The sequence below is a fragment of the Bradyrhizobium sp. 154 genome (assembly GCF_023073875.1).
Lineage (GTDB): Bacteria > Pseudomonadota > Alphaproteobacteria > Rhizobiales > Xanthobacteraceae > Bradyrhizobium.
Map to the genome: position 1 here is coordinate 38,959 of NZ_JADPKG010000092.1, position 12,648 is coordinate 51,606.

A 12,648-nucleotide genomic window follows, 5' to 3' on the forward strand; every position below is an offset into this window, starting at 1 on the left:
TCCAGCAGCTTTTTTGAGCAGAACACCTGATGTGAGCGCGATCAAGCACTAACAACGTGCAGACCGTGCCTATGGCGCAGGCTGCAGGTTTACTACATCGTCGCCCCTAACACCCACGGCGCGAACTCGGCGCCGCCAAAGTCAAAACTCTCGCTCTTGGTCGGCTGTCCCGAGGCCGTCTTGAGGATGAGATCGAAGATGCGCTGGCCGCACTGCTCGACGCTCTCCTCGCCTTCGAGGATGGTGCCGCAATTGACGTCCATGTCCTCTTCCATGCGCTTGTACATGGGCGTGTTGGTGGCGAGCTTGATCGACGGCGCCGGCTTGCAGCCGAACACACTGCCGCGCCCGGTCGTGAAGCAGACGAGATTGGCGCCGCCTGCGACCTGGCCGGTCGCTGCAACCGGGTCGTAGCCGGGCGTGTCCATAAAGACAAAACCCTTCTTGGTGACGGGCTCGGCGTAGCGCAGCACCTCGACGAGATTGGTGGTGCCGGCCTTCGCCATTGCGCCGAGCGATTTTTCCAGGATGGTGGTGAGGCCGCCGGCCTTGTTGCCGGGGCTTGGATTGGCGTTCATCTCAGCGCCTTCGCGCGCGGTGTATTCGTCCCACCAGCGCATGAGGTCGACCAGCTTCTCGCCGACCTCGCGGCTGACGGCGCGGCGCGTCAGCAGATGCTCGGCGCCATAGGTCTCCGGCGTTTCCGACAGGATCACGGTGCCGCCGTGACGGACGACGAGGTCGCTGGCAGCACCGAGCGCGGGATTGGCTGATACACCGGAATAGCCGTCCGAGCCGCCGCATTGCAGGGCCACGGTGAGCTCGCTTGCCGGCACGGATTCGCGCCTGACCTTGTTGGCATCGGCGAGCGCCTCGCGCACGAAGGCGATGCCCGCCTCCACCGTCTTGCGCGTGCCGCCGACCTCCTGGATGTCCATCGCACGCAGGCGGCCGGCGAGCTTCTGCTCTTCCATCAGGCCGCCGATCTGGTTCACCTCGCAACCGAGGCCGAGCACGATGACGTGAGAGAAATTGACGTGCCGCGCATAGCCACCAAGCGTGCGGCGGAGCAGCGCCAGCGGCTCGTTCTGCGTCATGCCGCAGCCGGTCTTGTGGGTCAGCGCGACCACGCCGTCGACGTTGGGGAAATCGGCCAGCGGGTTGTCGCCGGTGAAGGGATTCTTCTTGAAGACGTCGGCAACGAGACTGGCGACATGCGCGCTGCAATTCACCGAGGTGAGGATGCCGATATAGTTGCGCGTGGCGACGCGGCCGTCCGGACGGCGGATGCCCTCGAAGGTCGCCGGCAGGTCGAAATTCGGCGTCGGCTTGACGTCGGCGCAATAGGCATAGTCCTTGGCGAAATCGCCCATGCCGCAATTCTGCGTGTGGACGTGCTGGCCCGGCGCGATCGGCACCGTGGCAAAGCCGATGATCTGGCCGTAGCGCTTGATTGGCTCTCCCCATGCGATCGGCTTGATCGCGACCTTGTGGCCGGAGGGAATGCGATCGACCGTGATCACGCCGTCGGCGACCATTGTGCCGGGCGGCAGGCTCGCGCGCGCGATCAGCACGCCATCATCGGGATGCAGGCGGATGACGGGGCTAATGGTCATGGGAGGTCTCCTTGGGTCTTCAAAATATCGTGCGCCGGACGCAGCGCAGCGTGAAAGGATGCACTGCTGATCCCGGGCCCATTGTCACGTCAGCCTTGTCACGCCAGCCTTGCGCAGCAACTGGGTCGCGGCTCTGCGGTGCATCGCCATAGCGGTCAAAGACGCGCGTAAACGCGCTTTTGTCGCTGCACCGCGTCCGGGACACGCTAGATCACGCCTTCCCGCCTGATTCCTTGCGGGTCGCATTCACCTGCATCTTGGCGTAGGTCGTCATCAGACCGACCTCGTTCGACAACGTCACCAGCTTGAAGCCCATATTGATGGCGCGCGCTGCGCCTTCGGCGCCGCTGCAATGGATGCCCGGGTTGAGGCCGCGCTTGCCGCACTCCTTGATGATCTTCTCGTAGATCGCGAGGATCTCCGGCTCGCTGCGGTCGAGCTTGGGCTCGAGGCCGTAGGAGAAGCCGAGGTCGGACGGGCCGATATAGACGCCGTCGATGCCCTCGACGTCGAGGATCGCTTCCATGTTCTCGACCGCGGTCCTGGTCTCCATCATCGGCAGCAGCACGATCTCGTCGTTGGCCGTCTTCTGGTAGGAGCCTGCGGTGCCGTACATGCCGGCGCGGATCGGACCGTTGGAGCGCACGCCCTTCGGCGGATATTTCGAATAGGAGACCAGGTTCCGGGCTTCCTGCGGCGTATTGACCATCGGGCAGATCACGCCATAGGCGCCGCCGTCGAGCACCTTGCCGATGATGCCGGGCTCGTTCCAGGGCACGCGGACCATCGGGGTGATCGGATGCTTGTCCATGGCCTGGAAGCACTGGACCATTGACAGATAGTCCTGCACGCCATGCTGCATGTCGACGGTGACGCTGTCGAAGCCGCATTGCGCGACCATCTCGGCCGAGAAGCCAGAGGGTATAGCGAGCCACGCGTTGACCACGGCCTTGCCCGACTTCCAGATTTCCTTGACCTTGTTCGCCACGTTGCCTTCCTTCTTTGTTGTTTGAACCTTCGTCACCATGACGAGCGCCGCGACAGCACAACCCCGCTGTTACCGCGAACTGGATCGCCGCGCTACGCTCGCAATGGCGCAAGACCTATGCGGTCGCCCTCTGGATGCTGACTTCGCTGACGCCGACCTCGCGGGCCGTGTTCACTATTGCCGCCCAGGTGTCATCCGGCAAGGGGATGCCGTTTTTCGTGCGTTCCGCGCGGATTTTCCGCTCGGGATCGCCGGGAATCAGCACCCGATCGACGTCGGCCATCGGCTTGGTGGCGCGTATGAAATCGACATAGCGCGAGACTTCGTCGTCGAAAAGGTTGGAGGTATCGACCACCTTCGGATCGACATAGAACGCCAGCATGCCGTTGGCAAAGCGCCGCCCGCCCGATGTGGCCCCGGTTCCAGTCAGCGCACCGCCCAAGAGCTCGCATATGAAGGCGAGCCCCGATCCCTTGTGCTCGCCGAAGGCACGGATGGCGCCTGTGCCCTTGGTATGATCGCGCGGTCCCGCCGGCGTGTAGGGGCCGTAGAGCACGACTGGGTCCTCGCTCAGGCTGCCGTCGGAATCGACCAGCGCGCCTTTCGGCAGCTTTTTGCCGCCACGGCTTGCGACCAGCACCTTTCCTTCGGCGACGACCGAGGTCGCGAAGTCCAGCACGATCGGATCCTGACCCGCGCGGGGGATGCCGACGCAATATGGCGCAGTCGACAGCCGCTTCTCGACGCCGCCGAACGGCGCAACCAGCAGCGAGCCCGCCGCATTGACGAAGTGCACCGAGATCAGCCCTTCGGCGGCAGCCATCTCGGCCCAGTCGCCGACACGGCCGATATGGCCGGCGTTGCGCAGCGCGACCGCGGCAAGCCCCGCCTTCTTGCACTTGTCGAGGCCGATCCGAACCGCCTGCGGCGTCACGGTCTGGCCGTAGCCGAACTTGCCGTCGACCACCGCGAGCGAGGGCGTGTCCAGCACCACTTCCGCGTTCTGGTTGGGCACGACCGCGCCGGATTTCTGCCAACGGATGTAGACGGGCACGCGGATCACGCCGTGACTGTCATGGCCGGTCAGGTTCGCTGTTGTGAGGTAGGTGGCGATGCGCCTGGCTTCCTCCGGCGAGGACTGCGCATGCGCAAAGACCTCGCTGACGAAGTCGATCAGCCTCTGGACTTGAATGGTGACCATGACGGTCTGCTTACCTCTACCCGCTGCCGATTTTGCAGCGATCGGCTTGGGCGGCACTTTGAGCGAAAAAACGCGGCCATGTCCATGGCTCGCACCGCGCCCTCGCGCATATCAGCTTTCACTCCTCGGCACTTGCCCCCTCGCCGCTGCCGAGCCCTGCGAGACTCTGTTCGAGCTCGCCAAGCATGTCCTGCAACTCGACGAGTTTGCGTGCGCCAAAGCGTCGCGTGATCTCGGCATAGATCGCCTCCGACGTCGGCGCCACGGAGGCCATCAGCTTCACGCCTTCTTTCGAGATCGAGACCATGCTGCGGCGCTGGTCCGCCTTGGCGGTCTTGCGCTCGATCAGATTGCGCGCTTCGAGGTCGCGCAGGATGCGTGACAGGCTCGGCCCGAGCAGGAACGCCGTGCGCGCGAGTTCCGTGACCTCGGCCGCCTCGATGCCGGCCAGCGCGCGCAGGATGCGCCATTGCTGCTCGGTCAAGCCGTGCTCGCGCAGTGAGGGGCGGAATTGCCGCATCACCGCCTCGCGTGCCCGCAGCAGCGACATCGGCAGTGAACGCGAGAAGTCGCGCATCGGCACCTGCCGCGCGGCAGGCGCGTTTTCGCCGGCGGGATCGGCGGGTTTCTTCGTCATGATACCCTTTCAAGCTGCAAAATCTTCGCAATGCAGCAAGCGCGAATTGTGTTTGACGCATTCATTTAACATGTTAAGTATCTCCGGGCACCCCGATTTGTAAGATCACAAATGGCGCTTTCCAACGACGATATCCAAGCTTGCGCGAGGCGTCTGCACCAGGCGGAGAAGACTCGCACGCAGATCCGGCAGCTCTCGCAGGATTTTCCTGGGATCACCATCGCTGACGCCTACGCGATTCAGAAGGCTTGGGTCGACGTCAAGATCGCCGAGGGGCGGATCGTCAAAGGCCACAAGATTGGCCTGACCTCGAAGGCGATGCAGAGCGCGCTCGATATCGACGAGCCGGATTCCGGCGTGCTGCTCGACGACATGTTCTTTGCTGATGGCGGCCCCGTCCCGACGGAGCGCTTCATCGCGACGCGCGTCGAGGCGGAGCTCGCCTTCGTCATGAGCAAGCGCCTTTCAGGACCCGGCTGCACGATGTTCGACGTGCTGAACGCCACCGACTTCGTGGTGCCGGCGCTGGAGATTTTGGACACGCGCATCGAGCGGGTCGATCCGAGGACCAAAGCGACGCGGAAGATTTTCGACACCATCGCCGACAACGCGGCGAATGCCGGCATCGTGCTCGGCGGGCGGCCGATACGGCCGCTGGACGCCGATTTACGCTGGATCGGCGCGCTGTGTTTCCGGAACGGCCAGCTCGAGGAAACCGGACTTGCCGCCGGCGTGCTCAACCATCCCGCAACCGCCGTGGCCTGGCTCGCGAACAAGATCGCACCGCTCGGCCATGCGCTGGAGCCCGGACAGGTCGTGCTCGCCGGCTCCTTCATCCGCCCGATCGAGACCCGCAAGGGCGACACAATTCAGGCCGATTATGGCGCCTACGGCTCGGTGAGCTGCTACTTCGCTTAGACGGACAATAAGAAGACAGGGAGTGAAACCGCGATGCCGCATTTCACCATCGAATATTCCGCCAATCTCGATGGCCGCCTCGACATGGGCCTGGTATGCGAAGTCGTGCGCAAGGCAGCGGTCGAGACCGGCATCTTCCCGCTCGGCGGCATCCGCGTTCGCGCCGTCAGGTGCGAGCATTACGCGATCGCGGACGCGCGGCAGGACTACGGCTTTCTCGACATGGTATTGCGCATCGGCGAGGGCCGCGATCTCAAGACGCGCCAGAAAGCCGGCGAGCACGTATTCCAGGCGCTCTCAAAACATCTCGACCCCGTCTTCGCTGCCAGCAAGTTCGCCTTGTCGTTCGACATGCAGATCAACGACAAGGACACGAGCTGGAAGCGCAACAACATCCACGACGCCCTGAAAGTGGAGGCCGCAAATGGATAAGCCCGCGCCAAAAGCCGACGTGTTCCAGGCCAACCGCGACCGCCTCGCACCGCTGCTGAAAAAGCTCCGCGCGGACGGCATCGGTCACATCATCGACGGCAAGATCGAGCCATCGATCTCTGGCGAGACCTTCGAGACCAAGTCGCCGGTCGATGGCGCGACGCTCGCGAGCGTCGCCCGCGGCAATGCCGAGGACATCGATCGTGCGGCCACTGCTGCCGCGCTGGCCTTCAAATCCTGGCGCGACATGGGCCCGGCTATGCGGCGCAAGCTGCTGCATCGGGTCGCCGACGCGATCGAGGACAATGCCGATGACATCGCGGTGCTCGAATGCATCGACACCGGCCAAGCCTATCGCTTCATGGCCAAGGCCGCCATCCGCGCCGCCGAGAACTTTCGGTTCTTCGCCGACAAATGCGCCGAGGCGCGCGACGGCCTCAACACGCCGAGCGACGAGCACTGGAATGTCTCGACGCGCGTGCCGATCGGCCCGGTCGGCGTGATCACGCCGTGGAACACGCCGTTCATGCTCTCGACCTGGAAGATCGCCCCTGCCCTGGCAGCCGGCTGTACCGTCGTGCACAAGCCGGCCGAGTGGTCGCCGGTGACGGCCTCCATTCTGGCGAAGCTCGTCAAGGAAGCCGGCATTCCCGATGGCGTGCTCAACACCGTGCACGGCTTTGGTGAAGAGGCCGGCAAGGCGTTGACCGAACATCCCGCCATCAAGGCGATCGGCTTCGTCGGCGAGAGTGCGACGGGCTCGGCGATCATGATCCAGGGCGCGCCGACCTTGAAGCGCGTGCATTTCGAGCTCGGCGGCAAGAACCCCGTGATCGTGTTCGATGACGCCGATCTCGACCGCGCGCTCGATGCGGTGGTGTTCATGATCTACTCGCTCAATGGCGAGCGCTGCACCTCCTCCAGCCGCCTGCTGATTCAGCAGAGCATCGCCGAGACATTCGTGGAGAAGCTGACCGCGCGCGTGAAGGCGCTGAAGGTCGGCCACCCCCTCGATCCCGCAACCGAGATCGGGCCGCTGATCCACGAGCGTCACCTCGCAAAGGTTTGCTCTTATTTCGACGTCGCGCGCCAGGACGGCGCGACGATCGCGGTCGGCGGCAAGCCCTGTGACGGCCTCGGCGGCGGACATTACGTCGAGCCGACGCTGGTGACCGGTGCGCATGGCAAGATGCGGGTGGCGCAGGAGGAGGTGTTCGGCCCCTTCCTGACCGTGTTGCCGTTCCGTGACGAGGCGGACGCGATCGAGATCGCCAACGACATTCGCTATGGCCTCACCGGCTATGTCTGGACCAACGACATGGGCCGCGCCCTGCGTGTCGCGGACGCGCTGGAGGCCGGCATGATCTGGCTGAACTCGGAAAACGTCCGCCACCTGCCGACGCCGTTCGGCGGCATGAAGGCCTCAGGCATCGGCCGCGACGGCGGCGACTATTCGTTCGATTTCTACATGGAAACCAAGCACGTCTCGCTGGCGCGGGGCACGCACAAGATTCAGAAGCTGGGAATCTAGGAAAACCGTCGTTTTGGGGCGTGCGAAGCACGAACTATGGTGCGCAATTGCGCACCTGAGAACCTCGAGATTCCGGGTTCGGCTCAACGAGCCGCCCCCCCGGATGACTGATACAAGGGGAAACGCAAATGCCCATACCGCAACACGTCTTCGAGCCGCCGTTCAACATCATTCGCTCCAGCCATGTCGTGCTCGACGTCACCGATCTGAAACTGAGCCGCGAGTTCTACGAGACCATTGTTGGCCTGCATGTCGAGGACGCCGACGACAATGTCGTTTATTTGCGCGGAGCTGAAGAGCATCAGCATCACTCGCTCGTCCTGCGCAAGGCCGCAGCGCCCGCCTGCGCGCGGCTCGGCTTCAAGGTCGGCAACGACAAGGATCTCGACAAGGCGGCCGCATTCCTCTCCGAGAACGGTCTCGCCTACGGCTTCGCGGACCAGCCGTTCCAGGGCCGCACTCTGCAATTCACGGACCCCTTCGGCTTCCAGATCGAGCTCTATGCAGCGATGGACCGCCGGCCACACCTCTTGCGCCGCTACGATCTCTACAGAGGCTGCCACCCGCAGCGGCTGGACCATTTCAACGTCTTCGCCGCCGAGGTGCAGGACACCGTCGATTTCTACGCCCGGCTCGGCTTCCGGCTGACCGAATATGCCGAGGAGGACGGACCGAACGGACGTATCGCCGCAGCCTGGATGCATCGCAAGGGCAACGTCCACGACTTCGCCATCACCAACGGCAAGGGCCCTCGCCTGCACCACTTCGCCTATTGGACGCCGACGGCGATGAACATCATCCATCTCTGCGACGTCATGGCCTCCCAGGGCTTCGTGAAGAACATCGAGCGCGGCCCCGGACGCCACGGCATCTCGAATGCGTTCTTCCTTTATGTGCGCGACCCTGACGGCCACCGGCTCGAGCTCTACACCAGCGATTACTTCACGGGCGATCACGACCACGAGCCGCTGCGCTGGTCGCTGCGCGATCCGCGCCGGCAGACGCTGTGGGGTGCCCCCGCGCCGCGCTCCTGGTTCGAGCAGGGCTCGCCCTTCACTGGCCAGGCCGTGCGCGAGCCGAAATTCGTGGCCGACGTGCTGGTGGCAGACTGATGACACTCCCTCGCCTCGCCACCTATTCCGTCGAGGGGGCAACGCGCTACGGCGCGGCCGTCGATCGCGGCGTGGTCGATCTCTCCGCGCGCCACGCCAAGGATTTTCCGACGCTGCGCGAGGTGATCGCGGCCGGGAAGCTGACGAGCCTTGCCGAGGAAGCCGCAGGCCGCTCGCCGGATCATCCCCTCCGCGAGATCACCTTTCTGCCGCCAGTGCCCGCGCCGGAAAAGATCATCTGCATCGGCGTCAACTATCCCGATCGCAACGCCGAGTACAAGGATGGCCAGGACGCGCCGAAATACCCGAGCATGTTCATGCGGAGCCCACGCTCCTTCGTCGGCCATGGCACGCCGCTGGTGCGGCCGCGCGCCTCCGCACAGCTCGACTATGAAGGCGAGATCGTGCTGGTGATCGGCAAGGAAGGCCGGCACATTGCGGAGAGCGCAGCGCTCGATCACATCGCCGCGCTCACACTCTGCAACGAAGGCTCGGTGCGCGACTGGCTGCGTCATGCCAAGTTCAACGTCACGCAGGGCAAGAACTTTGATTCCAGCGGCAGCCTCGGGCCATGGCTCGTGCCCTATACAACGGAATCCCAGATCGCCGACATTCGCCTCACCACGCATGTCAACGGTGAGCTCAGGCAGGACGATCGCACCAGCCGCTTGATGTTCCCGTTCCGCTACCTCATCAACTATATCTCGACCTTTGCCACCCTCGTCCCCGGCGACATCATCGTCACCGGCACGCCGACCGGCGCCGGCGCGCGGTTCGATCCGCCGCGCTACCTGAGGCCGGGCGATATCGTCGAGGTCGAAGCAGAAGGCATCGGGCTCTTGCGCAACGGCGTCGTCGACGAAGCCTGATCAACCATCGAAGTGGAATAGCACCATGACCACTCTCACCGGCGGCGAAGCGATCGTAAGCGGCCTCGTCGCCCACGGCGTCGACACCGTGTTCGGCCTGCCCGGCGCGCAGGTCTACGGCCTGTTCGATGCCTTCCACCAAGCCCAGCTCAAGGTGATCGGCGCGCGGCACGAGCAGGCCTGCGGCTACATGGCGTTCGGCTATGCGCGCTCCAGCGGCAAGCCCGGCGTGTTCAGCGTGGTGCCTGGCCCCGGCGTGCTCAACGCCAGCGCGGCGTTGCTCACCGCGTTCGGCTGCAACGAGCCGGTGCTCTGCGTCACCGGCCAGGTGCCGACGCCATTTTTGGGCAAGGGTCGCGGCCATCTCCACGAGATGCCGGACCAGCTCGCGACCCTGCGCACTTATGTGAAATGGGCAGACCGTATCGAATATCCCGGCAATGCGCCGACGGTCGTCGCGCGCGCCTTTCAGGAGATGATGTCGGGGCGGCGTGGGCCTGCGTCTGTCGAGATGCCGTGGGACGTCTTCACCCAGCGCGCCGAAACCGCCGCCGCACAGATGCTGGAGCCGCTGCCCGCGCCGCTGCCTGATCCTGACCTGATCAAGCAGGCCGCCGCGCTGATCAAGACCAGCAAGGCGCCGATGATCTTCGTCGGCAGCGGCGCGATCGAGGCGCGCGAGGAGATCCTCGAGCTCGCCGAGATGATCGATGCGCCCGTCGTTGCCTTTCGCAGCGGCCGCGGCATCGTCTCCAATGCGCACGAACTCGGACTCACCATGGCTGCTGCCTATAAGCTGTGGCCGAACACTGATTTGATGATCGCAATCGGCACCCGCGCGGAGCTGCCGGCCTCTGGCTTTCGCTGGCCCTATCAGCCGAAGGGACTGAAATCCATTCGGATCGATATCGATCCGGCCGAGATGCGGCGGCTCGCCTTCGATACCGCCATCGTCGCCGATGCCAAGGCTGGCACGGCCGATCTCGTCACCGCCGTGAAGAAGGCCGGCTATGCGAGAAGCCGCAGCCGGCGGGGAGACATCCGCGAGGCCGCCGCAACCGCGCAACAGGAAATCCAGCGCATCCAGCCGCAGATGGCGTATCTCAACATCCTGCGCGAGGTGCTGCCGGCGAATGCGATCGTGACAGATGAATTGTCGCAGTTCGGCTTCGCCTCCTGGTACGGCTTTCCGGTCTATCAGCCGCGCACCTTCATCACGTCAGGCTATCAGGGCACGCTCGGCTCGGGCTTTCCGACTGCGCTTGGCGCCAAGGTCGCGAACCCTGACAAACCCGTCGTCGCCATCACCGGCGACGGCGGCTTCATGTTCGGCGTGCAGGAGCTCTCGACCGCCGTGCAGTTCAACATCGGCGTGGTGACGCTGGTGTTCAACAACAACGCCTACGGCAATGTCCGCCGCGACCAGCGCGAGCGGTTTGACGGCCGCGTGGTGGCTTCGGATCTCGTCAATCCGGATTTCGTCAAGCTCGCGGAATCCTTCGGCGTTGCCGCTGCGCGCGTCACCGCGCCGGACCAGTTCAAGGCGGCGATGGAGAAGGCGCTCGCCCATGGCGGGCCGTATCTGATCTCGGTGGAAGTGACGCGGGACTCCGAAGTCAGTCCCTGGGCGTTCATTCACCCGCCGAAGCCGTAGTTGTCCTCATGGTGAGGAGGCGCGAAGCGCCGTCTCGAACCACGAGGTCCCCCGCTGCGGCGGCTCGGGCCTCCATCCTTCGAGACGCTTGCTTCGCAAGCTCCTCAGGATGAGGGGATGGACTAGCGTGTTTGTCGAAACGTCAAATTGATTCGCTTCCGGCCGAGCAGAGCATGCTCGCCGTCGGCGAGCGGCGCGACGCCGTGATAAGCGAGCCTGCTAGTCCCGCCCCAGACCACGACGTCACCATGGACGAGGCGGAAGCGGCGCGGCTTGTCGCTGCGCGCCAAGCCACCGAACAGGAAGGTTGCGGGCAGGCCGAGCGAGACCGAGACAATCGGGGCCGAATAGTCGAGCTCGTCCTTGTCCTGATGCAGCGACAGCCGCGTGCCGGGCTCGTAGCGGTTGACGAGGCAGGCATCGGGCGCGAAGTCTTTGAAGCCGCCCTGCTCCGCCGCGCGGCGGGCGAGATCACGGAATACTGCCGGCATCGCCGGCCAATGCTCGCCGTTTCGCGGATCGATTGGATCATAGCGATAGCCGGTGTGATCGGTGATCCAGCCGCGCTCGCCGCAATTGGTCATCGCCACCGACATCTGATAGCCGCCGGGCGTGGTCATGCGCCGAAACGGCGATTGCGCCACGATGGCGCGCACGGCTTCGATCAACTCGCTCTCGATCGGCGTGACGAAGCCGCGCAGCAGCACGGCGCCGTCAGCGATCTCCTCGCGCAATGGCTGCGCCTCGGCGACGCTATCGAACAAATCCGCAGTCAATCGCCTCACTCATTTGGCATCATGAAAGATCACACCCAGCGTGTGGCCCTGGCCGGAGCGAATCCGGCTGACGCCGTGACGCAGGTTAACCCGGTATGTCCCGCGTGTCCCCTGCACCGGGCGGTGATGCACGGCGAAGGCGACGGCGTCGCCCTGCGCCAGCGGCACCACCTCGGCGCGCGACTGCATGCGCGGCCGCTGCTCGGTCAGCACGAATTCGCCGCCGGTGAAGTCGCGCCCCGGCTCTGACAGCAGAATCGCGACCTGGATCGGGAACACATGCTCACCATAGAGATCCTGGTGCAGGCAATTGTAGTCGCCGGCCTCATATTGCAGCAGCAGCGGCGTCGGCCGGCTCTGGCCTGCTTCGTGGCAGCGCTTGAGGAACGCCGCATGCGCGGCGGGATAGCGGATGTCGATCCCCATCGCCTCGTTCCAGCGATTGGCGACGCCCTGAAGCTGCGCATAAAGCACGGGGCGCAATTGCGCAATCAGGTCGGGGAGCGGATAAGAGAAGTACTTGTATTCGCCGCGGCCAAAGCCGTGGCGCCCCATGACGATGCGGCTGCGGAAGTGCGTGTCGTCTGGATAGAGCGCGGCGATGCTACGGCATTGCTCCGGCGTCAGCAGGCCTTTCAGGACAGCGCAACCCTGGGCGTCGAGTTCGGCGGTGATTTGCGGCCAGTCGAGGGCGTTGACCTGGGCGGAAGGGTCAGCGGATGGCTTCTGGGGTGATTTGCGTGCGGTTGCTGTCATGGCCAGGACTTTCGCAAGACTGCCCTACCCGCCGCCACCCGATTCCCGACTATCTCCCCGTCATTGCTGTCGATGTTCAATAATTCGCTGATTGGATCGCGGTGGTCTTGGTAGCGGCGAAGGCCTTGGGAGTTTGTCCTGCCAAGGCCTGATGGGGT

12 protein-coding genes are annotated in these 12,648 nt (G+C 64.5%); 6 read left to right on the plus strand and 6 right to left on the minus strand.

Going from position 1 to position 12,648, the window contains the following annotated elements; translation table 11 throughout:
- Positions 1-92 precede the first annotated feature (92 nt).
- The 4 genes from IVA92_RS21170 to hpaR form a co-directional block, all read right to left on the minus strand.
- Positions 93-1,616 (minus strand): altronate dehydratase family protein, encoded by a 1,524-nt coding sequence (locus IVA92_RS21170; protein WP_247278921.1) that lies wholly within the window; start codon positions 1,614-1,616, stop codon positions 93-95.
- 211 nt (positions 1,617-1,827) lie between these two features.
- Positions 1,828-2,604, minus strand: a complete 777-nt coding sequence (locus IVA92_RS21175) for an aldolase/citrate lyase family protein (RefSeq protein ID WP_247278922.1) — start codon at positions 2,602-2,604, stop codon at positions 1,828-1,830.
- Between the two features lie 115 nt (positions 2,605-2,719).
- Positions 2,720-3,805 carry a malate/lactate/ureidoglycolate dehydrogenase gene (locus IVA92_RS21180; RefSeq protein WP_247278923.1) on the minus strand — a complete coding sequence of 362 codons (1,086 nt, stop codon included), beginning with the start codon at positions 3,803-3,805 and terminating at the stop codon, positions 2,720-2,722.
- Positions 3,806-3,923: 118 nt separating this feature from the next.
- Positions 3,924-4,442: a homoprotocatechuate degradation operon regulator HpaR gene (gene hpaR / locus IVA92_RS21185; protein WP_247278924.1), complete on the minus strand. Its 519-nt coding sequence runs from the start codon at positions 4,440-4,442 to the stop codon at positions 3,924-3,926.
- Between the two features lie 111 nt (positions 4,443-4,553).
- Between hpaR and hpaH the strand changes: the two genes are divergently transcribed.
- The 6 genes from hpaH (at position 4,554) to IVA92_RS21215 (ending at position 10,958) form a co-directional block, all read left to right on the plus strand.
- A complete protein-coding gene (hpaH, locus tag IVA92_RS21190) occupies positions 4,554-5,360 on the plus strand; it encodes a 2-oxo-hept-4-ene-1,7-dioate hydratase (protein ID WP_247278925.1) in 807 nt (268 codons plus the stop codon).
- Between the two features lie 33 nt (positions 5,361-5,393).
- Positions 5,394-5,792, plus strand: a complete 399-nt coding sequence (locus IVA92_RS21195) for a 5-carboxymethyl-2-hydroxymuconate Delta-isomerase (RefSeq protein ID WP_247278926.1) — start codon at positions 5,394-5,396, stop codon at positions 5,790-5,792.
- Positions 5,785-7,323: a 5-carboxymethyl-2-hydroxymuconate semialdehyde dehydrogenase gene (gene hpaE / locus IVA92_RS21200; protein ID WP_247278927.1), complete on the plus strand. Its 1,539-nt coding sequence runs from the start codon at positions 5,785-5,787 to the stop codon at positions 7,321-7,323. The genes IVA92_RS21195 and hpaE overlap by 8 nt, the downstream gene beginning before the upstream one ends.
- Before the next feature lie 128 nt (positions 7,324-7,451).
- Positions 7,452-8,435: a 3,4-dihydroxyphenylacetate 2,3-dioxygenase gene (hpaD, locus tag IVA92_RS21205; RefSeq protein ID WP_247278928.1), complete on the plus strand. Its 984-nt coding sequence runs from the start codon at positions 7,452-7,454 to the stop codon at positions 8,433-8,435.
- On the plus strand, positions 8,435-9,304 hold the full coding sequence (locus IVA92_RS21210; RefSeq protein ID WP_247278929.1) for a fumarylacetoacetate hydrolase family protein: 870 nt from the start codon (positions 8,435-8,437) through the stop codon (positions 9,302-9,304). The genes hpaD and IVA92_RS21210 overlap by 1 nt, the downstream gene beginning before the upstream one ends.
- 25 nt (positions 9,305-9,329) lie before the next feature.
- A complete protein-coding gene (locus IVA92_RS21215; RefSeq protein WP_247278930.1) occupies positions 9,330-10,958 on the plus strand; it encodes a thiamine pyrophosphate-dependent enzyme in 1,629 nt (542 codons plus the stop codon).
- Positions 10,959-11,080: 122 nt separating this feature from the next.
- Here the strand turns inward: IVA92_RS21215 and alkB are convergent, their stop codons facing one another.
- Both alkB and IVA92_RS21225 read right to left on the minus strand, forming a co-directional pair.
- On the minus strand, positions 11,081-11,734 hold the full coding sequence (gene alkB, locus IVA92_RS21220) for a DNA oxidative demethylase AlkB (protein WP_247278931.1): 654 nt from the start codon (positions 11,732-11,734) through the stop codon (positions 11,081-11,083).
- 9 nt (positions 11,735-11,743) lie between these two features.
- A complete protein-coding gene (locus tag IVA92_RS21225; RefSeq protein ID WP_247278932.1) occupies positions 11,744-12,490 on the minus strand; it encodes a 2OG-Fe(II) oxygenase in 747 nt (248 codons plus the stop codon).
- Between the last annotated feature and the right edge of the window lie 158 nt (positions 12,491-12,648).

Coding starts and splice junctions, on each gene's coding strand:
- IVA92_RS21215 (WP_247278930.1), top strand. CDS start 9,330: ATGACCACTCTCACCGGCGGCGAAGCGATCGTAAGCGGCCTCGTCGCC.
- IVA92_RS21225 (WP_247278932.1), bottom strand. CDS start 12,490: ATGACAGCAACCGCACGCAAATCACCCCAGAAGCCATCCGCTGACCCT.
- IVA92_RS21210 (WP_247278929.1), top strand. CDS start 8,435: ATGACACTCCCTCGCCTCGCCACCTATTCCGTCGAGGGGGCAACGCGC.
- hpaE (WP_247278927.1), top strand. CDS start 5,785: ATGGATAAGCCCGCGCCAAAAGCCGACGTGTTCCAGGCCAACCGCGAC.
- hpaR (WP_247278924.1), bottom strand. CDS start 4,442: ATGACGAAGAAACCCGCCGATCCCGCCGGCGAAAACGCGCCTGCCGCG.
- hpaH (WP_247278925.1), top strand. CDS start 4,554: ATGGCGCTTTCCAACGACGATATCCAAGCTTGCGCGAGGCGTCTGCAC.
- hpaD (WP_247278928.1), top strand. CDS start 7,452: ATGCCCATACCGCAACACGTCTTCGAGCCGCCGTTCAACATCATTCGC.
- IVA92_RS21180 (WP_247278923.1), bottom strand. CDS start 3,805: ATGGTCACCATTCAAGTCCAGAGGCTGATCGACTTCGTCAGCGAGGTC.
- IVA92_RS21170 (WP_247278921.1), bottom strand. CDS start 1,616: ATGACCATTAGCCCCGTCATCCGCCTGCATCCCGATGATGGCGTGCTG.
- IVA92_RS21195 (WP_247278926.1), top strand. CDS start 5,394: ATGCCGCATTTCACCATCGAATATTCCGCCAATCTCGATGGCCGCCTC.